This window comes from Hallerella succinigenes, from assembly GCF_002797675.1.
Classification (GTDB): domain Bacteria; phylum Fibrobacterota; class Fibrobacteria; order Fibrobacterales; family Fibrobacteraceae; genus Hallerella; species Hallerella succinigenes.
Window position 1 is genome coordinate 1744565 of the sequence record NZ_PGEX01000001.1, and the last position, 24489, is coordinate 1769053.

Annotated in this window: 25 protein-coding genes and 1 tRNA gene; 11 read left to right on the plus strand and 15 right to left on the minus strand. The window is 49.7% G+C overall.

What is annotated here, in order from left to right; translation table 11 throughout:
• Position 1: 1 nt before the first annotated feature.
• The 3 genes from BGX16_RS07980 to BGX16_RS07990 are packed head-to-tail and all read right to left on the minus strand — an operon-like array spanning position 2 to position 3097.
• Positions 2–868 (minus strand): beta-1,6-N-acetylglucosaminyltransferase, encoded by an 867-nt coding sequence (locus tag BGX16_RS07980; protein ID WP_100425571.1) that lies wholly within the window; start codon positions 866–868, stop codon positions 2–4.
• Between the two features lie 19 nt (positions 869–887).
• Entirely contained in the window at positions 888–2018 is a 1131-nt protein-coding gene (locus BGX16_RS07985) for a CDP-glycerol glycerophosphotransferase family protein (RefSeq protein ID WP_100425572.1), read from the minus strand.
• Entirely contained in the window at positions 2015–3097 is a 1083-nt protein-coding gene (locus BGX16_RS07990) for an oligosaccharide flippase family protein (RefSeq protein ID WP_157797933.1), read from the minus strand. The genes BGX16_RS07985 and BGX16_RS07990 overlap by 4 nt, the downstream gene beginning before the upstream one ends.
• On the opposite strand from BGX16_RS07990, the gene BGX16_RS07995 reads away from it, so the two are divergent.
• Positions 3088–3459, plus strand: a complete 372-nt coding sequence (locus tag BGX16_RS07995) for an FAD synthase family protein (protein ID WP_106519837.1) — start codon at positions 3088–3090, stop codon at positions 3457–3459. The two genes, BGX16_RS07990 and BGX16_RS07995, sit on opposite strands and share 10 nt — an antisense overlap.
• 6 nt (positions 3460–3465) lie before the next feature.
• Here BGX16_RS07995 and BGX16_RS08000 read toward each other — a convergent pair whose 3' ends face one another.
• Positions 3466–4692 carry a CotH kinase family protein gene (locus BGX16_RS08000; RefSeq protein ID WP_100425574.1) on the minus strand — a complete coding sequence of 409 codons (1227 nt, stop codon included), beginning with the start codon at positions 4690–4692 and terminating at the stop codon, positions 3466–3468.
• An 83-nt stretch (positions 4693–4775) separates the two neighbouring features.
• Here BGX16_RS08000 and BGX16_RS08005 point away from each other — a divergent pair, with 83 nt between their 5' ends.
• On the plus strand, positions 4776–5582 hold the full coding sequence (locus tag BGX16_RS08005) for a hypothetical protein (protein ID WP_157797934.1): 807 nt from the start codon (positions 4776–4778) through the stop codon (positions 5580–5582).
• Here BGX16_RS08005 and BGX16_RS08010 read toward each other — a convergent pair whose 3' ends face one another.
• Entirely contained in the window at positions 5583–6734 is a 1152-nt protein-coding gene (locus BGX16_RS08010; protein ID WP_100425576.1) for a toxin-antitoxin system YwqK family antitoxin, read from the minus strand. It lies immediately after the preceding gene.
• Positions 6735–6767: 33 nt separating this feature from the next.
• Here BGX16_RS08010 and BGX16_RS08015 point away from each other — a divergent pair, with 33 nt between their 5' ends.
• The 8 genes from BGX16_RS08015 (at position 6768) to BGX16_RS08050 (ending at position 12149) form a co-directional block, all read left to right on the plus strand.
• On the plus strand, positions 6768–7559 hold the full coding sequence (locus BGX16_RS08015) for a hypothetical protein (protein WP_100425577.1): 792 nt from the start codon (positions 6768–6770) through the stop codon (positions 7557–7559).
• Complete coding sequence (locus tag BGX16_RS08020; protein WP_100425578.1) at positions 7560–8063, plus strand: hypothetical protein; 504 nt, start codon at positions 7560–7562, stop codon at positions 8061–8063.
• Entirely contained in the window at positions 8060–8794 is a 735-nt protein-coding gene (locus BGX16_RS08025; RefSeq protein ID WP_100425579.1) for a hypothetical protein, read from the plus strand. The genes BGX16_RS08020 and BGX16_RS08025 overlap by 4 nt, the downstream gene beginning before the upstream one ends.
• 39 nt (positions 8795–8833) lie before the next feature.
• A tRNA-Leu gene (locus BGX16_RS08030) sits at positions 8834–8917 on the plus strand.
• A 93-nt stretch (positions 8918–9010) separates the two neighbouring features.
• Positions 9011–9436 carry a hypothetical protein gene (locus BGX16_RS08035; RefSeq protein WP_146139503.1) on the plus strand — a complete coding sequence of 142 codons (426 nt, stop codon included), beginning with the start codon at positions 9011–9013 and terminating at the stop codon, positions 9434–9436.
• A 10-nt stretch (positions 9437–9446) separates the two neighbouring features.
• Positions 9447–9986 carry a GNAT family N-acetyltransferase gene (locus tag BGX16_RS08040; RefSeq protein WP_157797935.1) on the plus strand — a complete coding sequence of 180 codons (540 nt, stop codon included), beginning with the start codon at positions 9447–9449 and terminating at the stop codon, positions 9984–9986.
• 82 nt (positions 9987–10068) lie between these two features.
• Positions 10069–10923 carry a TIGR02147 family protein gene (locus BGX16_RS08045; protein ID WP_100425582.1) on the plus strand — a complete coding sequence of 285 codons (855 nt, stop codon included), beginning with the start codon at positions 10069–10071 and terminating at the stop codon, positions 10921–10923.
• Positions 10923–12149: a carbohydrate binding domain-containing protein gene (locus tag BGX16_RS08050; RefSeq protein ID WP_100425583.1), complete on the plus strand. Its 1227-nt coding sequence runs from the start codon at positions 10923–10925 to the stop codon at positions 12147–12149. The genes BGX16_RS08045 and BGX16_RS08050 overlap by 1 nt, the downstream gene beginning before the upstream one ends.
• Here the strand turns inward: BGX16_RS08050 and BGX16_RS08055 are convergent.
• The 10 genes from BGX16_RS08055 to BGX16_RS08100 all read right to left on the minus strand — a co-directional run bounded on the left by BGX16_RS08055 (position 12118) and on the right by BGX16_RS08100 (position 23143).
• Positions 12118–13029, minus strand: a complete 912-nt coding sequence (locus tag BGX16_RS08055; RefSeq protein WP_100426799.1) for a DMT family transporter — start codon at positions 13027–13029, stop codon at positions 12118–12120. The two genes, BGX16_RS08050 and BGX16_RS08055, sit on opposite strands and share 32 nt — an antisense overlap.
• 309 nt (positions 13030–13338) lie before the next feature.
• Positions 13339–14502 carry a sodium ion-translocating decarboxylase subunit beta gene (locus BGX16_RS08060; RefSeq protein ID WP_100425584.1) on the minus strand — a complete coding sequence of 388 codons (1164 nt, stop codon included), beginning with the start codon at positions 14500–14502 and terminating at the stop codon, positions 13339–13341.
• Between the two features lie 12 nt (positions 14503–14514).
• On the minus strand, positions 14515–14910 hold the full coding sequence (locus tag BGX16_RS08065; RefSeq protein ID WP_100425585.1) for a biotin/lipoyl-containing protein: 396 nt from the start codon (positions 14908–14910) through the stop codon (positions 14515–14517).
• Positions 14911–14928: 18 nt separating this feature from the next.
• Positions 14929–15735 (minus strand): OadG family transporter subunit, encoded by an 807-nt coding sequence (locus tag BGX16_RS08070; protein ID WP_100425586.1) that lies wholly within the window; start codon positions 15733–15735, stop codon positions 14929–14931.
• Positions 15732–17285, minus strand: coding sequence for an acyl-CoA carboxylase subunit beta (locus tag BGX16_RS08075; RefSeq protein ID WP_100425587.1), 1554 nt, complete (start codon positions 17283–17285; stop codon positions 15732–15734). Before BGX16_RS08075 ends, BGX16_RS08070 begins: the two co-directional genes overlap by 4 nt.
• Before the next feature lie 61 nt (positions 17286–17346).
• On the minus strand, positions 17347–18840 hold the full coding sequence (locus BGX16_RS08080) for a succinate CoA transferase (RefSeq protein WP_100425588.1): 1494 nt from the start codon (positions 18838–18840) through the stop codon (positions 17347–17349).
• Positions 18830–19816, minus strand: a complete 987-nt coding sequence (locus BGX16_RS08085) for an A/G-specific adenine glycosylase (RefSeq protein WP_100425589.1) — start codon at positions 19814–19816, stop codon at positions 18830–18832. The genes BGX16_RS08080 and BGX16_RS08085 overlap by 11 nt, the downstream gene beginning before the upstream one ends.
• 52 nt (positions 19817–19868) lie before the next feature.
• The gene (locus BGX16_RS08090) at positions 19869–21278 is read right to left on the minus strand and encodes a glycosyltransferase (RefSeq protein ID WP_100425590.1); all 1410 of its coding nucleotides are present in this window, start codon (positions 21276–21278) and stop codon (positions 19869–19871) included.
• Positions 21279–21318: 40 nt separating this feature from the next.
• A complete protein-coding gene (hisA, locus tag BGX16_RS08095; protein WP_100425591.1) occupies positions 21319–22101 on the minus strand; it encodes a phosphoribosylformimino-5-aminoimidazole carboxamide ribotide isomerase in 783 nt (260 codons plus the stop codon).
• Between the two features lies 1 nt (position 22102).
• Positions 22103–23143, minus strand: coding sequence for a hypothetical protein (locus tag BGX16_RS08100; protein WP_100425592.1), 1041 nt, complete (start codon positions 23141–23143; stop codon positions 22103–22105).
• Between the two features lie 81 nt (positions 23144–23224).
• Between BGX16_RS08100 and BGX16_RS14850 the strand changes: the two genes are divergently transcribed.
• On the plus strand, positions 23225–24481 hold the full coding sequence (locus BGX16_RS14850) for a hypothetical protein (protein ID WP_198514885.1): 1257 nt from the start codon (positions 23225–23227) through the stop codon (positions 24479–24481).
• Positions 24482–24489 lie beyond the last annotated feature (8 nt).

Here is a 24489-nt window from a genome sequence, read left to right on the forward strand (position 1 = left end):
CTTATCCTTTTCTCAATTCATCCAGTTTATCCAGGAGTTCAGCGGATTGGGTAACGGAAATTTTTCGGCAAAAGAAACACTTGCTTTGGATAATGTCGTCGTAATCTTCGATTTTAAGTGTACGAGGCAACGGTTCCTTGGGAACTTTTCTTGTCCAATCGATAAAACGCAAATTGTGCGGCATGATTTGGCTCGCTAACGGGCTGTTCATGAGGATCATATGGAAGAAGGACTCATCCGGAACAAAGGTCAGATAGAATCGACGGACAAAAGAACGGTGGGTCTTGCAAAAATCGAGAAGGTAATGGACTGCTTCCTGACTGAGCGAAAACCATTGCGAACCGTAGTAGAATTTTTCTTTGAGCGGTTTTCGGATGGTGATGTAGGGAAGAAGTTTTTTTTGGATATCATCCGTATGCCAGAGGATGTTTTTCCATTTTCCACGCCGGTTGATGATGTCGTTAAAGGTGTAAATCTTTAAGCGCCATTCAAACGGAGTTCCGTCTGCGATATCGAGATAGCTTTTGGTCGTGTTGTTGAAAAAATCGTCGAACTTTTCATTGGTGGAGCAAAAATAGTCGGCTCCGGAAAGCAAATGAAAATAGGCGAAGTGTTTGAAAGCGTCCGCTTCTTTCAAAAGGTTCAGCGTCGCTTTGACGAGGCTGAAGCCACCCCAGTTACAACTGATTCTCTTTTTGATCAGGGTACAGTTGGGGATGCTTTCTAGATTCGAAAAATCTTCTTTGGACTTTTTATCGATGTGCACGAAAAAATAGTGATTCGGGGAAACCAAGCTTTTGACAAGCCTTGCTACGTGGGCAGGGTTATTATGCGCTAGAATCAAAAATGCGTGAATCTTAGAGTCCATATATGTCAAATATAGGTATTTAAGACTTTGTAATTTTATTGTGGATAATCGCTGCGATGAATTTGGCTCCTTCGCCCGAATCTTGGATCCCGTATTTGGTGCAGAAATTCTCTATTCTGCTGTTATACTGGGTTTGGTCAAAATTCAAGATGCTTTGGTGCAGATGTTCTTCTGTTTTACTGATGGGGAAGGGCAGGTCTTGCAGAGGAATGCAAAGGTTTCTTTCGCGCGAAAGGTAGTCGTCAAAATCCTTCGCAAAAAGGAAAACCGGTTTTTGAACCATGGCGATGTCGAACATGCTCGAGGAGAAGTCGGTAATGAGAATGTCGGAAATGGCCAAGAGTTCTTGCATATCCGGGTAGTTACAGGCGTTCACAATGTTTGGCGGCAGAGAAATCTCTTTGAATTTGGCAGCATCATTCGGGTGAAGGCGCAGTAGCAGGGTAAAGTGCTTGTGGAATTTTCTTTCCAGCAGTTCCGTTATTTTTTGAAAATCAAATGCGTGAAAATCAAAAGGGAAATTGGCTCGGAATGTAGGAGCGTACAAAACGATTCCTTCATTTTCCGGAAGTTTGAATTCTTGGCGGATGGCTTTGATCTTAGAATCGGGCGCCTGAAAAAGAATCGAAATGCGGGGAGAATCGCTTTTGATGACTGAGCCGTTATACCAGAATTTTGTTTTGTACATCTGCAGGCGAAAATCGCTGTTGGCGTACATCAGGTCTGTTTGAGCGGCATCGAGTTTTGCTCTTTGGACATATTCCTTGGGCATGCTGGATTCTGCATCGGCTTCGATCTTTTTTAATCCGAATGGAGCGTGCCACGTTTGGATGTAGAACTGCCCCTTGCGTTTTTGAAGGCTCATGGAGGAGTGCTTGATATTATTGACCCAGACTTTGGCGGTCGCTAGGTGGTAATAGGCAAGAAGGGAACGGTACTTGACGATTTGGATTTGGGGCGGGTGCGGCGTATGGATGTCGGAGGCGAGCCAAACCAGTCGAATGTTTGGATAGGTTCGCATTAATTCGAGTGCGATATACTTGGGGTCATCGCCCAAGCCTTTCCCGTTGAAGTTCCGAAAAACCACCTTGTTCTGCAAAGGCAATAAACGGAATAGATGGATGAGAATTTGACGGATAAGATTCTTCATGACTTTTTATTCGGCTTCTTGAATTTGTTCAGAAGCAAATTTTTACAGTAGCTGAAGGATTCAACTTTGAACAGATGGGATATGCTGACATAGAAAACGGCGGCGGTCAGGCACTGTGTCAAAAGGAGAATATAAGGATTGGCGATGAGGAATGTGAACGGGTATACGACTGCAGCCATGCCAATCGATAGAAGAGTTGCCGGAGCGAGATCTCTTAACTGTTCGAGTCGGCTGTAATTCAAAATCTTTTTGTTCGGCGTCATATTGACGAAAAGTGCGTAGACGGAATAAATCGGCATCGTGACGACAATCGCCTTGACTCCGAGAGGAATTGCAGCAAGGACGAGAATCAGGTAAACGGGCTTCTTGATGATTTCAAGTTTGAGAACGGCATCACTTCGCCCGATGGCCTTGAACGCCTGGATGTTAGTAATGGAAATGCTGCCGAATAGGTGCGCAAGGCAAATCATCTGCAGGTAGAAGACCGATTCAATCCATTTTTCGGTCAAAAGAATTTTAATCAGAGGCTCTGCGATAATGGCGAGCGTGCACATACAAAAGTAGAGTAGATAAGAGCTGGTGGAGATAGCTCGACGGGTCATCGACTTGATATGCTCGGGGCTGTCGCTGTGGTTTGCCATCGCTGGGAAGAGAACCGCGCTCATCGTGGAATCCACATTGTGGGCAATCAGCTGGGCAAAATGTTTTCCGCGGTTGTAAAACGCCAAATCGGCAGGCGTGTAAAAACGTCCGATAATAATCTGGCGCAGTTCATTAAAGACTGTCCCGATAAAGTCCGCGCACAGGATTTTCCATCCGAAGTTCAAAAGCCCTTTCGCTCGAGTCCAAGAGAACATCAGTTTGGGACGCCATTGGATGGTGTAGTTCAAAATCAGTATGTTGAAGAACGTCCCGGACATGGCTTGGAATACAAGCGCCCCAACGCCAAAGCCGTGGTACGCCATAAAAATGCCGATACCGCTCGACAAGAGAGAACTGCCCAATGCCGAAACGAAGAACTTTTTGAACAGCATGTGTCGAGAGGCGTAGGCACTCTGAATGGAATTGAATGCGTTCAAGAAAAGAATCAGTCCGTAAACTCGGCTATACACAAGGCACTTACGATATGTTCCATATCGGACATTTGAATCTTTTGCGTCATGCAAAAGAACAGTGCGAAACATTGATTGTCGGGGTGAATGCGGATTCTCTCGTCTTGCGTTACAAGAATAAGATTCCGGTGGTGAACGAGAAGGATCGTGCCGAAATCATCAAGGAATTACGCTGTGTGGATGATGTGCGCATTTGTGATACTCTCGAAAAAAAGGTCATTTGGAACGATTTGCATTTTGATGCCATTTTCATTGGCGATGATTGGAAGGGTAATGACCGCTGGTTGCAGACGGAAAAGGATTTGGCTCCGCTGGGAGTGGATGAATAACCTGGGTTACAGGTTTTGGTCCATCCATTCAATGCGCTGCACAATCCAACTTTTAAGGGAATCTACGGATTCGGTATAACTGTCATAACCCTTTGAAAAGGGCCAAATGGAATGTTCCTTTAAAACGGGCCAACGTTTGTATTCGTTATTGGCCACTTTTTGAAGTTTCGGATAGAGAATATCTATCGTATCCAGGACCGATTCGAATGTGGAATGGTGATCTTCCCAGAATTCTCGCACCTTTTTTTGATACGCTTTGTTTTTAAATAAGAATCTGTTCCAACCGTAGTTGCGAATGTACCATCCGCTCGGAGGAATTTCTTTGCGGAAATGGACTCCATAAGTCAGATCAAAGTCCCAGACGGGGCCCATTTTTAAGACGGAATCTTTTTGCCAAGTGAGATAGGTGCTCCGGCGATTGCCGTCTTGATTCTTGGCAAATTCCTGAATCAAAAGGAATCGGGCGAAGTCCGTGACGTCAATCCATTTTTGCAGAGAATCAAAATTCAATCCGTCGTTAGTCTGTATAAAATTTTCGAAAGCGAAAATGTGATCTTTCAGCAGAGAGAGGGATGCTTCGTTTGCATTTTGGGGAGAATGAATTTCGAACAGGTGCTGGAAGGATGAATAAAAAGAGGCCTTGTCGGATTCCGTCGTGGTTCTTTCAAAAAGAAAACTGGAATCGTTTTTGGGAATGTCCACTCTAAATTTCCCGACTTTAACGGTTTCCGTCAGTTGGTAAAGCCCCAAATATTCGCGGTTCAAATAGAGCTCCACAAAGCGCAGCCGGGGGGCGTATTCATCTCCGAGTTGCTCGGCTAAGCGATAAGAAATGTAATTGCGCAAAAAGCTCTTGTCGCAATGGACGGCGATCAAAGCCCAGTCGCGATTTCGAGGCATTCCAAATAAGGATTCCTTGTTTTCGAATTCAAGCTTGTATCCGTATTTGGTCATTTCAAAGGAGGAATTTCCTCGGCCTTTGATCGTTAAATATTTGACATCGCTTTCGGGAAGGTCCTTGCCGTAGATTTGCAAGTAGGCGGGAACTTCGGTTTCCTTGTTTCGAATCTGCTGAAAGTCAACGGTTTCAATGACAAGGCGCGGCAAATCTGCATACGGATATTCGGAGTCGTCGAGCGGTAAATAGCTGGGCTCAAGCTCGGATTCGTTCCAAAGGCATTGGACGAAAAACAGGCTGCAGAGAAGCAGAAGTATGTACCGTATTTTGCTCATCGATTCTTAGTAAAGTAGAAATAAACGCATGGAATGTTAAAAAAGCTTGTTATATTTCTTGACAAATGGTCATCTCGTCGAAAATGTTCAACATCCTTTTTGGAGTGTTGCTCGGAACATGCGTCTTATCGCATGCGACGGAAGCGTTGCGCCCGGTGACATCCCCGCGGACGTCCGTTACATTCGGCGGAATTGTGGAACTCCGCGATGATGTTTATAGTGCGGATGTCCGTTTTTTGACAGAAGTCGCTTTTTGCAAATGCTTTAGCCTTTATAGCGATGTTTCTTATCGCTTCATTTCGTTGCAATATGAAGTGGCGGATTTTGAACAGCAACACGAGATTTTGGATTTAAGGGTCAACGGTTTTAACGAATCCTATTTGGGTTTCAAGCTCTTTCCGGTGGATTATTTTGGTCTGAGCGCAAGCTTTCGCTTTGCCCCGGGAGAAGGAAGTCAAAACGAGCGCTTTCAGCGTGTTGCGATAGAACCTTTGGCGGCTTATCCGTTTTCAAAGCATTTGCTGTTGGGAGCTTCTCTCGGCTATTATACCTTCATTGAAAAGGATCATTTTCAGCCTGGAGATGAAATCGGCGGTCAGGCTTCGTTTATATGGAAGCCGTTCTATTCGTTTGAAGTCAAACGGGGGGTGCAGCTTTCGTACGTTTTTATGATCCGCCATCGTGTAAACGAATCGCAGAATAAAAACCTGATGTATCGCTACCAGAAAATGGACGATGCGTATTGGGGATTTCGGATGCGCGGTGAAATCGCGTACTTTTTCAAGGCTCTGCCGTTTGGCTATGGCTTTGGATACGAGATGAATCGCGGGACGCTCTTCGGCTTTGAAACAGGCCACCGCGCAGAACTCTTTCTTCGCTACGAATTTTAATTATTGAAATTTCACTTCCATTGGACCGTTCTTGCCGAGCTGATTTTTACGCATGTAGAGCTTGCCCGTGGAATCGTAATACAGCTGCTCTCCGAACGGGGCGTCATCCTTGTAAAATAGGCTGTCTTTGATTTTGCCGTTCTCGTACCAGTTTCTCCAAAATCCGTTGCGCTGGCCGTTTGCAAAGTTTCCTTCGCTTGCGAGCTTCCCTGAATTTTCATAATAGGAACGCAGCACTTTCTTTTCGCCCTTGTCCCAGATTTCGACAAAGTCCAGTTTACGTCCGGGAAGCTTGTAACGAAGCGTATCTTGTACAAGGCCTGCGACGAAAGTGGTTTCTGCGTCGATGCCGTTTTCTCCGAGTTCACCGTAAGCGATGCCGTTTCCGTTTTGGAAAACGCTCGTCTTTTGCACGGAACCGTCTTTGGCAAAGTATGTCCAGACGGAATCCCGGATGCCGTTTTTGTAAAAGCCTGTGAGGAAGGCTTTTCCCGCTTTCGGAAAATCTCTGTAATAGCCTCCGGCTGCTCGGAAAAATTCCGCTTTGCCGTCTAGGACGCCCTGTTTGTATTCGAGGATGGATTCGACGGATCCGCCCGGGTAGAAGCTTTTGACTTTGCCTTCCAAGACGCCGAACTTGCAGTTTTCAAAACGCATCGGTTTTCCGTTTGGGGCGTATGTTTCACGGATGCCCGTGGCGGAATTCTTGAAGCAGGAGTTCATTTCTTTGAGGGAATTTTCTTGGCGGCCCGTGCGGATGTTTCCGGGCGTTGCGTAATATTCAAGCCAGGTTCCTGTGGGTTCTCCGTTTTGATAGAAGTGTTTCCAGGCGACGGTTCCGTCTTGAAAGAACCCTTTCCATTCGCCCTGCTTTTTGCCGTTTTTGTATTCGCCTTGGGCCTGCACTTTGCCGTCGGTAAACCATTCTGTCCAAGTGCCTTCCCGCAGTCCGTTTTTGTAAATGCCGGATTCCGCGAGGTCTCCGTGCGATGTCCAACGCTTGAACTCGCCGTGAGGCTTGCCGTCTTTGTAAGCGACTTTGTTTTTTCGAATGCCGTTGTAATGCACTGTTTCGCGCACATCTTGTTCTCCACAGGCGCAAAAAAGGGCTGCACAGAGGGTCAAAAGGACGAGATTTTGGCGTTTACTCATGTTTATAACTTAGAAAAAAGGTAATTTCGGAATATGGTAGCGAATCGCTTTCAGTCTATCTCGGAAATTTTAAAGAGCCGAATCAATACCCCTTTGGTGTGGGGCGTTTTGCTTTTGACTTTGGTCTTGACCATTCTGTTTTATTTTTCGCAAAAGCAACAAGTTGAAATCTATAACCGATACAGTGAAACGCTTTCGGATTACAAGTTTATAGAATCTCGCGTCATGCGCAAGATGGAACAGATTCGCGTTCAGCCGGGAAACGACCCGACGCTTTTGATGTCTTCGCTGCGTGGCTTACGCGAAACGGCGGTGTCGTTGCATACGGCGTCGGAAAGTGCGCGTAAAGTTAATTGGATGCCTCCGGAAAGGGATTTTGCGGCGTTTGAAGAATCGGTGCTCGCCTGGGTCGCTTCGGTGCAACGCTATGAACCTTTGCGTGCGAATTGGCTTGAAGAGGCGAAGACTTTGACGCTGGGTTTGAGCCGTTGGAAATTTTCTGCGGCGGAACCGCTAATTTTTGCGCTGGATTCTGCAAGGCTCGGGTTTGCGGTCCAGGTGAACGATTCGTTGCTAAAGGCGGTGCCGGATTCCTTGGCCAAGCGTTACCGCAATCTTTTGGTACGCAATAAAGATCTTTCCGATATTTGGAATCGAATCGATAACGATGAATCCCTGGTGCGCTGCGAAAATCTGTTGCAAGCTTTTAAAATGCAGACGCTCAAGAATCGAGAAATTAAATTCTGGATTCAGCAGGTGTTCTACTTGGCGTCGATCGTTCTGCTCTTGTTTACCTTGTTCTTTGTTATCCGTTCGAGGAAGTAAATGTCTCGCACTTCGCGAATCCTCTTTTTGATGATGGCCGTCTTCTTTAGCTTTATGGCGTCGTACCTTTTTATGCATACGAAGCCTTTTTACAAAAGCCTGTCGGGCGAAGAGGATCTTTTTTATGGCAAGATTTCGTCGGTCGCGTTTCCGCGCGGTTGGACGGGAACCGGGATTCCGCTGTTTGACAAAACCTTTATTTGTTTGAATGAAGACCGCGGTGCGACATTTGTGCTTGCCCTGCCGGGAGAGCAAAAGAAAATCCTTGCGGAATGGATTCCGTTCTGGGCGGAAATCGGCCCTGCGGCAATCGAATTGCGCGGAGTGCGCATTTCGCAGTCGGAGTGGATTGTGACGGGCCTTGAAGGCAACGATTTGGCTCTCGATCCCAAAGAAATTCATGAATACCACGTGCGTTCGGTGCTGTGGTATGCGGTGCTGAATATTGGACTTGTGTTCCTTGCGATTCAGGCTTTGCGGATTGCGCTGAGGCGTAAGAAATGAGATTCCTTGCGATTCTCCTTTGCCTTGCAACGTTTTCATTTGCTTCGAAAGCGGACTCCAAGTCGAATGTGGAAAATTTTACGGCGGATTCCTTGCTGATTTCGGTCGGCACCTTCACGAGTCCGTCTGCGGTCTGGTACAGGGGAACGCCCAAGCATCCCCAGGTGTACGTCTGGTTCCACGGCGGCATGCAAAGTTCCAAATGCGCCAAAGGCTATGAAGCGGGCGGTATGCTCGTCCCGTTCCTGGAAAAGTCCAAAAAGGAAAACATTGTCGTCAGCGTCTCTGCTTGCAAGGATAACCACTGGCTCACCTCGGCCGTTCTGAAAACCGTGGACCGGCTGCTCGATTCCGTGGAAGCCCGCTATAAGATTCAGATCGATACGGTCTCGCTCGTCGGCGTTTCGGACGGGGGACTTGGCATCGCGGGCTACACGCTTTACGGCAAACGCGCGGTGCGCGCAAGGCTTCTCGTGAGCACGAACCTCTCGTCGGTCTCCGACGCCCGGAACCTTTCGAAAGCGATTCGGGTGCGCCAGGGCTCCTGGACCTTTTTGCAGGGCGGCTCCGACCGCCTTTACCCGTCGAACCGGACTATGCCCTGGCAGGATGAGTTCTGTTCTGTTTTAGGCAGAGAACAGTGCGTTATCCGTTTCGATAATCGCGGGGAACACGACTGGTCCTGGTGGACTGCAAATCGGGAAGGCTGGATTCGCGAGTTTGTCCCTTGACAAAAGAATGGAATTTTTCAAAATTTAATTCACACACTCGCGGGTGTGGCGGAATTGGTATACGCGCTAGATTCAGGTTCTAGTGTTCGCAAGGACATGAAGGTTCAAGTCCTTTCACCCGCATAAGTCTCGTCCCTCAAAAGACGGGACTTTTTTTATGCACATTCTTGAAGTGCACTTTGCTTTGTGAAATTTTGAATTCATTATATTATGGGCATGAAGACCTTGTTTGGAATTTTTGCCTCTGTCATTTGTGCCTTGTTTTTGGCTGCCTGCAGTGGAGGCGACTCGTTTGACACCTGTCAGGAGACGACAGTCGCCGGCCTTGCAAAGCTTTCGGCGGAAACGGAAAACGCTTCGTTCTGCCGCACGATCTATGGCGAAGTCTCTTACCAGTTCACGGGACGCTGCGCTCGCAAGGGATGCTTTTTCTTGTATGACGTCGACGCAAACGGCAACCGTGTGAAAGGCGACAGCATTTATCTTTCGGATACTTCCGCGTTTGCCAAAAGCTGGAAGGACACGGCTGCGGTGCACTTGACCCGTGTAACGGGAGACTATTATCCGAACCGCGATTATACGTGTAAATCCCTAGCGGACCAGGAATGTCAACGAGCCTTTTATGTGCAAGACGTCGAATGAGTTTTATGAAATGCCTGAAGAGGTCCTCGAAGGCGAACGGGTAACGCTCGCTTTTTTGGAGCCGGAAGATTCGGAAGAGGTTTTGTATCTCGTGGATTCTTCACGGGATTCTCTTGGCGCTTGGCTTCCCTGGGTGGAAAATTTTACGGAAATCGGCGACGCCTATAGTGCGATTTCGGCTTATCAGATGCAGCGGGATATGGCGAACGGAGGCGCTTTTGGAATTCGAAGATTAGAAGACGGTGCGCTTGTCGGCGAGGTCGTTTTGCAATGGATCGATTGGAAGAACCGTTCTGCATCGTTCGGGTATTTTTTGGGAAGCGCCTTTGAAGGGGAAGGCCTTGCGACCGAAGCGATGAACCTGGCCCTCGGTTACATTCAAAATTTGGGAATTCACCGGGTGGAAATTTCTGCCGCCGTGGAAAATAAAAAGAGCTGCGCCTTGGCGAAAAGGCTTGGTTTTGAACAGGAAGGCATTGCGAAGGATGCGGAATTTTTGCACGGGAAATGGCAAAATCATGCGAAATTCGCCAAAATTATGCCCAATTAGAATGTATTCTCTCGGTTACAAAGGTAAACATTTAACCTAGCCAGCCCCTCTTTATATTTGATCAAACAACTATTTTATAAGCATGGAACCAAGTGCAGAAGAAAATAAGAAGCTGTCCATGCCGGACGTTTTGCAATACACGAATTACCGTGTATTCCTGCACGACTATTATGCCTATAAAAAGTCGACATCGGCGGTTTTCAGCTTGCGTTTCTTTGCCGCAAAGGCTGGGCTTTCGAGCCATGCGCATTTGAAGCTCGTGATGGACGGCAAACGGAACATTACCAAGAATACAGTCGTGAAAATCATCCAAGGGTTGAACCTCGCGGATGAACGCGCTACCTATTTCGAAAATCTGGTGTTCTTCAATCAGGCGAAGACGGACAAGGAAAAGGCTTTCTACTATGGAAAGCTCGTCAAGTCCACGCCAGGTTCCCGTTTGCATAAGATGGACCAGGCACATTTTCGAATTTTTACGGAATGGTATCACTCCGTAATCCGTGAAATGGTGGAACTTCGGGGCTTCAATCCGGCTCCGGAATGGATTTCGAGACGTCTCGGCGGAACGATTACGCCGGCCCAGGCTGCGGAATCCTTGAACCTGCTGTCTTCCCTTGGACTGATTTCCAGAACGGCGAACGGATACAGCCAGGCGCAGTCCTTGATTACGACCGATGACGAGGTAAGCGATCTGTTGGTGAAGCAGTACCATCGTCAGATGCTCGACCAGGCAAAAGATTCAATGGAAAATGTTCCTGCAGAAAAAAGGGATATTTCGGCGGTGACTTTTGCGATTCAGCGTAAAGATTTCCCTGCTTTAAAAAAACATTTACAACTCATGCGAAAAGAACTATTAGATTTCTCTAGTGAGTCGGGGACAGGAGAGGATGTTGTTCAAGTGAACATCCAACTGTTCCCATTAACGCGAGGAATGTAATGAAGTTTGTTCGATTCTCTATGGGTGCGCTTCTTTTGTACGCCTTTATGTTAATGGCGTGTACTACGTCGTCGGATCAAGCGGGAATCGAAATTGGAAATCCAGAAATCCAGGCCCATTCTTTTTTGGCACACTTTTTTGTGGATTATGGATCTGGCGAAAATGCGGATTCTGTCCAGCTTGACGGATTGCATTTGGCACTCTCGAAACTTTCTGCTTATTCCAGCTATTATATCTATGTGAGTTTTGACGCGGAAGACGGTTTAACCCTGTGGCCGGATGTGGCTTCGGATGCCCCGATGACGATTGCATTTACGGAAGATTCGACGACAACGATCGATGACTGGATGCGAGCCTTTGGAGACATTTCCATTGATGATGAAGGCCTGCTGAAGGAAATCGGGGCGCATTTTGCTCCGGTTGCGCTTGCCCCTCAGGTGACGGGCTCTCTCAAAATGGCCGATAAAAACGTTCCGTTTGTATTCTCTCTTGCCGGGCTCGATTCGTTCGAACTTCGCTACATGCAGGATCAGTTGGATACTGCAGAAAATGGAGCGATTTCTTTGACGGTGCGTTTTAGTGTGCCGGACTGGGTGGAAGGTCTCTCTCTTTCGACGGCAATGCTCGACGGCGACACGGTTCGTTTCGATGCTTTGCATAACGCGGTCCTTTGGGATTCTTTGACAACGCGCTTTGTAAAGTCTTTCTCGGCGTCACATTACATTGTGAACTATGCCTCTGGTACTGAGGAAGAAGATTACGCAGAGGATGTACTTGCGCGGTATGACGTTGTCGATTCCAACTGGGTTTCGAACGGGACGTTTGAAACCGGCGAAGATTGGATCTTGGTGCGTCAGCTCGGCGGTTATGCAGATACTTCCGTGTCGAACAACATCATGATGGTGAACGTGACGTATCCGGGGCCGTACAGCTACAGCGTGCAGCTGATCCATGAAGATATTCCGCTTTTGAAGAATCGCAAGTACAAGCTTGTGTTTACCGCTTACGCGCAGGATTCTGCATATGTCACAGTTCGCATCGGTTCTTACAGCACGTACAATACCGAAGCTCTCCAGGAACATGTGACTCTTGAACCGGTCTGGAAATCGTATGAGTTCGAATATGCGGCTCTGGTCGATGATCTCTTTTCTCGCCTCGAATTCAATGTGGGCAAGAACCAGACGAAGTATCAGTTCAAGGATGTGAAGATTTACCGCATCGACTGATGGTATAAACGCCGAGAATAATCAGTAAAATGGAGAATCCCTGACTCGGCCCGAAAATCGCAAGCCCGACTGCGACGGACACGACCGAGGAAACGGTTGGCTGAACGTAATTGTACATGGCGACGATTGTCGGTGAAAGCGTCTTTTGTGCATGCATCATCAAGAGGTAGGCGAGAAAAGTTCCGCCGAGAACGACGAAGGAGATTTCGGCCCAGGTGTTGGTTTGAACTTGCGCAAGTGGAATCTGCATCACTTGCGGTAATGTGAGCGGCAAGGTGGTAACTGCCGAGAAGGTGAACATCCACTTCATGCAGGTGATCGTATTGTATCGGCTGATGACGTTCTTGAATAGGGCTAGGTAAACGGCAAAGCAACACTGTGCAAGAACACAGAGAAGGTCGCCGGCGAGACTTCCCGCTTTTGCGTTAGATGCCGTAGCGCTCCCGAGAATCAGGATCCATGCGCCGCTTAAACCGAGCGCAATGCCGAGGATTTTTTTCCAGGTGATGCGCTCGCTTAAAAAGAGAGCGGAAGAAATCAGGGCAAAGATCGGAAGGGAAGTTGTGGCGATCGTCGCATTGATTGGCGAAGTGATGGAAAGTCCGATGTTGTAGCAGGTCTGATTTCCGACGATGGAAAAGAAGCCCGCACCAAAGAGTTTGAGCAAATCGCGGAGGGGAATTTTTTCGTTCCGCGTTTTTGCGGTGCAAAGGGAAATCAGCCAAAAGCAAATTGCGGCGCCTGTCGTGCGGAAAAAGACCATATCGATGCCCGTGATGCCCGAAAGCATCGCCGCTTTCCCGATCGGAGCCATCAGCCCCCAGATCGTCGCCGCGGAAAGAAGACAAAGATGCGCATGGAGAATCTTGCTGTTTTGCATAAAACGCTCGTTAAAAATTTTCGTTCCCAAATTTACTAAGGATTGCGTGCCGCAAGGCAAAGAACTTTCAGTCCAAGAAAAAACATACCCTTCCGCGGATTCCCCCTGCATACACACTCTCCCCCCTATTTTGCCCCCGCCCGGGTAGGCCAAGCGGTTCGTTCCGCACAAAAGCCTCCCTGCTGCAGGGAACCTTCTCGTCAGAGGTAGCGCTCCTTGCCAAGGTAAATCCTTCCAGCCAAGGAGAAGCCCTTAAAAAAGAAAGACCTCGGTGGAATACCGAGGTTTTTCTTTGGAAAGTTCGAAACTTTAGGCAAGTCTCGAAATCATGTAACCGGCGCAGATAGCGGTACCGATCACGCCCGAAACGTTCGGACCCATGGCATGCATGAGAAGGAAGTTCTGCGGATCGTACTTGGCGCCTTCCACCTGGGAAACGCGAGCCGCCATCGGAACAGCCGACACACCAGCAGAACCGATCAACGGGTTTACCGGGTTCTTCGGGCTGCACCAGTTCATAATCTTTGCAAGGAGAAGTCCTGCGAAAGTCGAGAAGCCGAAAGCAACGACACCCATCGCGATGATCATCAAGGTCTTCGGCTGCAAGAAGATGTCTGCGGACATCGTCAAACCGACGGAAGTACCGAGGAAAATCGTCACAATGTTCATGAGTTCGTTTTGAGCCGTCTTCACGAGACGTTCCACGACGCCCGCTTCCTTGAAGATGTTACCGGTCATGAGCATAATGATCAGAGCGGAAGCATCCGGAACAACGAGCACGCAGACCACCATCACCATCACTGCAAAGGTGATGCGTTCAAGCTTTGAAACCTTGCGGAGGCTCTTCATACGAATGACGCGTTCCTTAGCGGTTGTCATCGCTCGCATGATAGGCGGCTGGATCAGCGGCACGAGTGCCATGTAAGTGTAAGCGGCGACAGCGATAGGTCCAATCAGGTGCGGCGCAAGCTTGTTGGCCGTAAAGATGGACGTCGGACCGTCTGCACCACCGATGATGCCGATAGAAGCCGCTTCACCGAGAGTGAATCCACCAAAGGCGACTGCGCAGAACATCGTAATGAACACGCCGAACTGAGCACCGCCGCCGAGGATCAGCGTACGCGGATTTGCAATCAGCGGTCCAAAGTCGGTCATGGCACCGACGCCGAGGAAGATGATGGGTGGGAAGAGCTCGAGATGAATGCCTTGGCTGATGTAGTAGAAAAGACCGGCAGTCGGAGTGAACATTCCTTCGATGCCCCAGCCGCCTTCATAGAAGCCACGGGACGGAATGTTGACCGCGAGAGCGCCGATCGCAATCGGCAAAAGAAGTAAAGGCTCGTACTTCTTGACGATCGCGAGATACATCAGCACAATGCTGACGAGCCACATGACAATCATCGGACCCGAGATTGCAGAGAATCCCGTGCCGTTGACGAACATGTCTGTGACTGAGTTTAAGATACCACTCATAGGAGGCCCTCTTTAGGCGATAGTCATCAAGACTTGGCCTTCGGTTACGGAGTCTTGTTCCTTGACAGCGATCGAAGTGACGGTACCGTCGCACGGGCAGACGATCGAGTTTTCCATCTTCATGGCTTCGAGAACGGCAACTTCCTGGTTCTTCGTAACCTTGTCACCCACCTTCACCTTGAGTTTGAAAACGATACCCATCATCGGGCTAGGAATCGGGGTGCCTTCTCCAGCCGGAGCAGCGGCCGGAGCTGGAGCCGGGGCAGCGGCAGCCGGAGCAGCGATCGGAGCTGCAGCCACAGGAGCGGCTGCGACAGGTGCAACTGCGGCCGGAGCTGCGTTGCCGAGAACTTCGACTTCAACGTCGTAGGTCTTGCCTTCAAACGTAATGCGGATAACTTTCTTCATAGTAGTTTCCTCTTGAGCTTAGAGCTCGTTGGTTTGTAATTCTGTGCGACCCTGAGTAGTCCAAGCCCATTCGGTCGAGTTTTGAGATTTGAATTTGACGATTTTCACCGGACCGCCGAGGACTTCGGCTGCAGCGATTGCGAAAATGACTGCGAGCTTTTCATTCGAGAGACCCGGATGAATTTCCAAGGCGGAAACCGCAGCGATGCTGAGGAATGCCTGGAGCTGCTTGTTCGTGAATCCCGGGTGCACGCTCGGTGCGTCCGGATCGCCAAGACCCTTGGAAAGATCAATCTTGATCGGATCCGAAGAAGCGACTGCTGCAGGAGCTGCATTGGCAGCAACCGGAGCTTTTTCCTTCTTCGAAAGAATTGGCGTGATGACCTTGTTCATCACATAACTCATCAAGTATGTGAGGAACATAATACCGATAATCACGACCATCACGATGATAAGGCCCGTCGCCTGGAATTCGGCAAGCTTGCCGAGTGTAAAGGTTTCGACCTCACCCTGTTCCGTGACGTATTGATCACTGAGTTTGGCTTTCGCAATCGGAAGAGCCTTGTTGGCTCCGTTGACAGTTCTTACGCTGTCCTGGCGTGCATTAGCTTCACGCGATTGCGCATTCGTCTTATAGAGAATGGAGACTTTATGACCGCCTTGGTAGATCTCAACGACTGCCGAGTCGGGCATCAAAGTCAGCTGCTCTTTAAGCGGAGCGCTAATCGAGTCTGGCATAATAGCCAGCTGTTCCTTAAACCGTTCTGGAACGGGATAAGGCCCAGTCGCTTTGACGACGCCTTCTTGTTGTGTTGCTGTTGTCATAGAGGACTCAACCCGTGTTTCTTATTTGGACGTTTGACACGCTTCGAGAGCAAAGTTCTCAGAGCGAGCGAAACCTTAGCGCGGGTTTCTGCAGGATTGATGACATCGGTAATGATGCCGGATTCTGCAGCCTGGTAAGGCTTCGAGAACTTTTCGCGGTAGTCGTCAACGAGCTGCTTGTAAAGAGCATCCTTGTTTTCAGCTGCTGCGAGTTCCTTCTTGTAGATAATCTTGGCTGCACCTTCAGCGCCCATTACGGCGATTTCAGCAGTCGGCCAAGCGTACACGACGTCACCGCCGAGATCCTTGGAAGCCATGGCGATGTAAGCACCACCGTAGGCCTTGCGCATGATGACCGTGACGAGAGGAACCGTGCAAGATGCGTAAGCATAGAGCATCTTTGCACCGTGGCGGATAATGCCTCCGCGTTCCTGGGCAAGACCCGGCATAAATCCCGGGACGTCGGTCAGGGTCACAATAGGAATGTTGAATGCGTCGCAGAAGTTCACGAATTCTGCGCCCTTGTCGGAAGAATCGATATCGAGGCAGCCGGCCTTGTACTTCGGCTGGTTCGCGACGATGCCGACGACCATACCGTTGATGCGGCCAAAGCCCGTGATGATGTTCTTCGCGAAGTCACGCTTCACTTCGAGCCATTCGTTTGGGTCGACGAGACGTTCGATCACCTGGTAGGCGTCGAGCGGCTGGTTTGCGTCTTCCGGAATGATCTGGTTCATGCTCGGATCGTCATCGAGTTCGATGTCGGTGAGCTTGTGCGGTGGAAGTTCGGAATTGTTGGACGGGAGGAAGCTGAGGAGCTTCTTGATAATCTGGGAAGCGTGCTTGTCGTCGTTGGCGACGAAGTGGACGTTTCCGGAAACCGTTGCGTGGGCTGCAGCCGATGCGAACTTTTCGAGCGGAGCTTCTTCGCCGGTGGAAGCCTTGATCACCTGCGGACCGCAGATGAACATGTTCGAATTGTCCTTGAGCTGAATGCAGAAGTCCATGAGGGCCGGGCTGTAGGAAGCGCCGCCTGCGCACGGACCAGCGATGACCGCGATCTGCGGTACGACGCCCGAAGCGAGGACGTTTGCACGGAAAACCTTGCCGTAGCCTGCGAGGCTCTTCACGCCTTCCTGAATACGAGCTCCACCGGAGTCGTTTACGGAGATGATCGGCGTGCCGAGTTCGATAGCACGCTGCATGGCTTCGGACATCTTCTGGGCGTGACGGCTACCGAGGGAACCGCCGCTGACCATGAAGTCCTGAGAAATCACGGTGACCGGGCGACCGTCGATGTTGCCGATGCCTGTCACAACGCCGTCACCGGCGAGCTTCTTCGTTTCGAAACCAAAGCTGCGGACGTCGTGGTCCACGTACATGCCAGCCTCTTGGAAGGAACCGTCGTCGACGAGGTCAGCGACACGCTCACGTGCAGAGAAGAGACCCTTTGCATGACGTGCTTCGAGTTTCTCCGGACCGCAACCCGAGGAGAGAGCAAACTTGCGACGCTCTTCAAGTTGATCGAGTAATTCTTGTTTAATAGCCATTTCTAGTTTCCTTTAGGATTCCATAGTTGCAATTGAAAAATAGAATTCCAAAAAGAAGAGGTTATTCTTTCATCGTTCCTTTTTCGAGGAAATCGAGATGCATATTGAACGCTCGGTCAAGAGCGAACGGAATATGCTTTCCTTTCGAGGACCGCATACTGTAATCTAAAAAATCATTGAGCTGTTGGCGATAGTCTGGATGTGCACAATTTTCAATTATTTTGTGCGCACGGGACACCGGATCGAGCCCGCGGAGGTCCGCTAGGCCTTGCTCCGTGACAAATATGTGGGTTTCGTGATCGGAGTGATCCAAATGTGTAACAAATGGAACAATCGTGCTGATCGCGCCATTTTTTGCCGTCGACGGCGCCATGAAAAATCCGAGCAGACAATTTCTTGAAAAATCAGCGGATCCGCCGATTCCATTCATGATCGAAGAACCGCAAACGTGTGAAGAATTCACATTGCCGAAAATATCGCATTCGAGAGCCGTGTTCATGGAGATGACACCGAGGCGTCGGATGACTTCCGGATGGTTTGAAACTTCTTGCGAGCGGAGCACGAACTTCTTTTGAAGCGTAGCCGCGTTCTGCTTAAAATATTCGCGAGCGTCTGCGGAACACGTGAGAGCGGTGCCGCTTGCACCGACGAGTTTATCTGCTTTGATCAGCTCAAAGACCGCTTCCTGAATGACTTCGGTGAAGAGGCTCACCGGCTCTTGCAAGGAATCGCGCGCCATAGCGGTGAGCACAGCGTTTGCCACGTTGCCGACGCCGCTCTGATAGGGAAGCCCTGCGGGAAGGCGTCCTTTTTTGCGTTCGTGCGCAAGGAATTCAAGAATCTGACCGCCGATGTTTTTGGAAACTGCATCGGGTTCGGTAAACGGTCGGATGGTATCGCCTTGATTTGTGCGGACGATCGCCACGATCTTTTTCGGATCGACTTGGACGTAATCCTTTCCGCCGCGGTCCAGAACATTTACCACCGGAATCGGGTGCGTGTACGGGGGAAGTTCTGGCAGGTAGCAGTCGTGAATTCCGCAGAGTGCATCTCCGTAAATGGAATTCAGTTCCACGATGATGCGGTCTGCCATTCGCAAATATTCGACGGAATTTCCGCAGGACGTTGTAAAACGGATTTTTCCGTCAGAAGTCACTTCGCTCGCTTCGATGATCGCTGTCGTCGGGCGCGGCAAAGAGCCTGTGCGGACGAGATGCCCCATGATTCCGAGATGCGCATCGGTGTAGAAAATTTCGCCGCGGTTGATCGCGGAACGCAAATCTGGATTGGACTGGTAAGGCGCTCTCCATTTGATTGCCTTGGCGCGGGCTAAGGCTCCGTCGCATTCGTCGCCAGTCGAGGCTCCAGAAAAAAGCGTAATCTGGAATGGTTTACCGTTTGCGTGTAAGCGTTCCGCCCTTTTGGCGAGAGCGGTGGGGACCGCTTTGGGATAGCCTGCGAGAGTGAATCCGGAAACGCCAAGAACTTCTCCATCTTGAATCAGTTCTGCCGCTTCTTCTGCAGAAATTTCTTTGGAAACCAGGTCAGAAGTCATGCGTTAAAATTACGATTTTTTGCGCAAAACTGGAAATGATTTTTTGGGGAAGTTTCTGTTTTGAAATCCAAGAGCCTGGGAGCCCTTTATGGGATTTGGCTTCTACGCATAAAACGCGGCATTGGATTTTGTAACGGGTAATCGAATGTTCGACAGTTCCCATAAAAGCAAAGCGCTTGACGTTCTCCGGGGAAATTACATTTTCGGCGATACCGGGGAAAATATTTTTGAACGCGTCCGCATATTCAAATATCGGAAATGTCAGCTGATTTTTGAGAAACGGCGATTGAGGCGAAGATTGCAGTAAAAAATTTCCTTTGGAATCGCAGATGGCGAGCGCAAAGCCGATCCAGGAAACGTACCGGGTTTGCTTTTGGGGCGGAAATGCCGTGGCGCGCCCGTTTTGAAAGGCTTTGCAAATTTTTTGAATGGGGCAACTTTCGCAAAGCGGATTTGTTTTTTTGCAAACGGTTCGCCCGAGTTCCATCAAAGCTTCATTTGTAAGGAATGCGTCGCCTGCGTTTGCCCAGTTGTACGCTTCTTCCCAATAGGAATCTTTTGCCGCTTTATCCTTAGTCGGTAAAAAATCCCATTCGGAAAGGCGCGAAAAAACGCGGACGAGGTTTCCGTCTAAAATCGCTTCGTTCTGATGAAAGGCGAGGCTTAGAATAGCGCCTGCGGTGTATGCGCCGATTCCCGGGAGCGCTTCCAAGTCTTGGCGGTTGCTTGGAAACTTTCCGCCGTTTTGAACGACCTGTTTCGCGGTCTTGTGGATGTTTCTTGCGCGGCTGTAATAGCCGAGCCCTTGCCAGTGCAAAAGAACATCGTCTTCGCTTGCTCTTGCGAGCGCCTGCACGGTGGGAAAGTCTTGCATCCACTTTTTGTAGGCGGTTTGGACAGCGGAAACCTGCGTCTGTTGCAGCATTGTTTCGCTGATCCAGACCGCATAGGGGTCGCGTTTAGAGAATAAGTCCAAGGGCCGCCAAGGAAACTCGGCGCGTTTTTTTTTGAACCATGCGCAGAGCGCCTTATTTGCCGTGGTAAGCTTCGTGATAAACCTTTTTATAGAATTCCCACTGGGCTTTAGCAGCCTTTTCGAGGGTGTAGTCCTTGCTGCGGTTGTAAGCGTTTTCGCGAACCTTTTGGTAGGCGACTTCGTCGTGACGAAGGTTCATGCACTTTTCGAGTTCGGCGAGCCAAGCGGCGGTATCGTCTGCCGGGAGAACCTGTCCACAGCCTTTTTCGAACACGATATCCTGCGGGCCACCCTTATCGGTGACAATGGCGGGAGTGCCCGATGCGAGAGCTTCGACGACCACGTTTCCGAAGGTGTCCGTTGTGCTCGGGAACAGCAAAAAATCGGCGTCTGCGTAAAGGCCTGCGAGGGTTTCGCCGCCTTGAACGCCTGCAAAGTGGACTTCCGGAGCGCTAGCAAAATCTTTCTTGAGTTCTTCTAAGTACCAGCCGTCTCCGACGAACATTAGTTCGGCGTCGTCATGCTTTTTGCGGAATTCCATCCACAGATTGCGAAGCAACGGAAGATTCTTTTCTTTAGAAATTCGACCGACGTAAACAAAGCGCACTTTCCCTTGAAGGTCCGAGAATTTTTCCCACGTGCCTTTGCCACGGAAGTCCGGACTGTAATTTTCGAGAGGAATGCCTCGACGGATGATTTCGATCTTGTCGAGCGGGACCTTGATGTCGTTGTGCAGAATGTTCTTGTAATCTTTACACGGGCTTACGACCGGACGGGTGAAGCCGTAGAAGATTTGCATCAGCATCAAAACGTAACGATACATCCATTTCGCTTTGACAAGGGTCTTCGTATAAGTCGGGACGTCGGTACGGTAATGGCTGATCACCTTGATGCCTGCGATTTTGGCGCAGAAGGCGATCGCCCAAGCTCCCGGACTCGGCGTTTCCAGTTCGACGATATCGACCGGGTAACGTTTGAGCAAACGAAGGATCGGACGCACGTGTGGAATCGCAAGTTCGCTGTTTGCGTAACCGAGCTGTTCCATGCTAAAGACGCGCGGAAGCAAAATGACGTAGCCGTTTTCCACGACGCCACAGGGACGCGTGTTGAAAGCGCTGCCGACGAGGGCCGCCTTGTAACCGTGGCCGCGCATGTAGGTAATCACATGGCGCAAATTGTTCGCAATCCCATTGACTTCATCTAGATTGTCGGAATAGAAGGCGACTCGGATATCATCTTCGGCATGCTCTTTGCGTTTTTTCTTCAAAAAGAAACGGAGCTTGAGCAATTGCGGCAGATTGCGAAGGACTTGCCAGAATACCACCGGTGGAATCATGCAAGTGCGAATGTTTCCAGGAGGCTGGTGTTTGAAAGAAAAGTATTCGGGGAACGTACTCGAAACAGTCCGGCCAAAAATCGGCGGGCGGGAATCGTAAGTGTTGTTCGAATCTTCAGTTACCATCGTACGTAAAATAATGCGAAAAAATCAAAAATGGGATGGGTTAAAGAGATTGCTTTTCGTGAACCTGTTCTTGGTTGAACGCAACGCAGTCCTCATAACGGGTTCCCGCTCCTCCAAAAATATCCAGGGAGCTACCGATGGTCAAGTCCACTCGTCCGCAGGAGATCTCCTTACAGCGGACTAAGTCGTCAATGCTTTTCGCTCCGCCTGCATAAGTGACAGAACGTGGACTTTTTTCGGCTAGAAAGCGGATCAGGTCTTCGTCCATGCCGCGTTCAAGGCCTTCGACGTCGGCTGCGTGAACGAGGAATTCGTCGCAGTATGCGCCGAGCTTTTGCAAAAGAGCTTCATTGACAACGGCATCGGTAACAGTCTGCCAACGGTTCGTGGCGACGTTCCAACCGTTTTCGGTGCGGCGACAGCTTAAGTCCAGGACGAGATGTTCCTTGCCCACGGCTTTCGAAAGATGTTCGACCTTTTCCATTTCGAGGTGCGCTCCGTCAAAGACCCAGCTGGTGACGATCACATGGCTTGCGCCTGCATCGAGATATTCCTGGGCGTTATCTGGGTGGATGCCCCCGCCGACCTGGAGTCCGTTCGGGTATGCAGACAGGGCTTCCTTTGCTGCTTCTACGTTGCCCTTGCCGAGCATGATTACGTGACCGCCTTTTAAGCCGTCTTTCTTGTAAAGGTTTGCGTAGTAAGATGGGGACTTTTCACTCACGAAGTTCGTCTTGGGAGTATCGCTGTCGGAAAGGGTTCCGCCGACGATCTGCTTGACTTTGCCTTGGTGAATGTCGATACAGGGACGAAAAAGGGTCATATTAGAATCCGGTAATGCTCCAGTCGTAAATGTAACCGTCTGCGGCTTTGGAGCGTCCACGCCAGAAGAAAATTTCACCGCCGAGCATCACCTTGGTCGCCTTTTTGGCGAGCCAACCGTCAAAGTTTTCGAGCATGGAGAACTTTTGACGCGGCTTCGACATGTCGAGGGTCAAAGTGTCTGCGGCATTTTGCCACGTGATTTGCAATGCGGTTTTTGGAAATTTAGAACCTTTATACGGCTTTCCGTTTTCAAGGATGCTTTTCGGAAGCAAAACGTTCGATTTGTCGCCTTTCTTTTCAATTAGATAGCCAAAAGGGACTCCGTCTTCGTCGAGGGCGAGGCGTCCGGCGTATGCACCACGGGTCGCTTCGCTGACATTGAAGGCGCGTTCGGCGAGATCGGTCGGGTTGCCGGACTGCCAGGTGTGTTCGAGATAGCCGTAGCCTTGGACTTCGAGAGTATCGCTGTTGTGGGCGATTTTACCTTTGACGCGTCCGTAAGGAATGAGGACCGCGGCCCCGTAATAGCCATCGCCAATTTTCCATTTGCCGTCGCCCGGAACTTTGCCCTTGTTTGCACTGGTGAAGGTGATATCGAGCAGGAATTTGCCGAAATCTTCCTTGTTTGCAGTAAAGAGGACGCGGTGACCTTTTCCGGGAAGACCTTCCATGATGTATTCATCCTTGATGGAGATTTTGTTTTGGTCTTTGTACTCCTTGATACGTTCCAATGGATATTGGCGTCCAATGTTGGATTTTTTGCCTTTAAGATTAAAGAATGAAATGTCGCAACCGATTTTTTTTCCGGAAGCCGGAATGACTATGGTTGCATAATTGACGTAGGCGCGGGTACCGTTGTCAAAGACAAATTGATACGTCCAAGCTTCGGTATTCTTTGCGGATTTGAGGTTTTTAGCGAAAAAATCCGATTTATCGACGTTGCGAATGTTTGTCGAAGGCGCTTGGACGTCGGATGCAAAAGCGCAGAATGCCATTCCCGAAACAGTGAGAATGGAAAAAATGTTTTTTAAAAAGGCCATGCCCTTAACATAGAAATTTTGAACTATATTTGACACCTTATTTTATGCTGAATGCAAGTTCTATTCAACTAAGGAGGTCGTATGAATTTGAAATTGTTGGCTGGAGTAAGCGCCTTTGCGTTTGCTTCTGCATTTGCACAAGATGACTACTACGCAGAGGATCCGGCTCAGGAAGCCACTCCGGTTGCAGAAGCTCCGGCTGCGGAACCAGCTCCGTCTCCGTATGAAACGGAACCGGTGGCACAGGCTCCGGCTGCAGTGGCCCCGGCTACAGTAGCCCCGGCTCAGAATTCGAGCTCGCTCTTGGCTCAGCTTGACGTGCTTCGCGGTAACGCTTATAACTTCGTCGGTAGCGAACTCGCTGCAACGACGGTTGCCGATCAGTTGGATTACCCGTACATGATGGCTCTAGGCCAGTTCTTGTATGTGGAACCGACTAACGCTCTCGGCTACGTCGCTTTCAATAAAGGTCTTACTTTCTACGGTGGTCTTGATAATTCTTCTGCGGATGTCGGCCTCTTCACGGCCGGTATCGCTACGGCAGGCTTCGGTCTTGGTTTGGACATCGGTCTTTCCAAGAGCTTCGTGAGCGATGGCGACGATGACGCTACCGTGGTGAATGCTGGTGACGATCTCGGCGTGACGTTTGCAATGCCTCTCGGCGCCTATGCTTTGAGCTTGGAAGCGGGCTGGCTTACGATCGATGACGAAGTATCGACGGACAATGTCGAAAATGATTACTGGGAACTCAGTTTGATTGCTCGCTTCACGAACTCTCCGAGCGCTACGACCCTCGGTTGGACGGCGGGTGCTTTGCTCCTCCGTCATGCTGAAACGACGGAAATGACGATGGCCGGTCAGTCTTCGACGAGCGCTTCCGGAAATAGCCGTGTGGAAATCGATCCGTACTTCAATCTTGCTGCACAGATTCTTGGCAATGATATGGCTCGTGTCATGATTGGTTCAAATAACACTCTCGGTATTCAAATTTATGACGGCGGTGATGCTGGCATTAAGTCTCACACGGAATTCGGCCTTCAGCTCGAACCGAACATCTGGGCGGACTTTGCCCTGAACGAAAACTTCCTCTTCTTCGGTGGCGTGTCTCACAACGTTCTCCTCTTCGGTTACGAATCGGTGAAGTATGTGGATGGAGACAAGATTTCTGCAATCCAGCTTCACACGGAACGTACCAGAGCACAGCTCGGTCTTCGCGCCCAATATAAGATGGTGGCTGTTGAAGCTAGCTTGACCAACGAAGTTTACACCAAGACGGTTGCTGCCATTTTCAACGGCGACAATATTGTGGCTGATCTTGGCATCTTCCTCAACTTCTAATTTAAGGA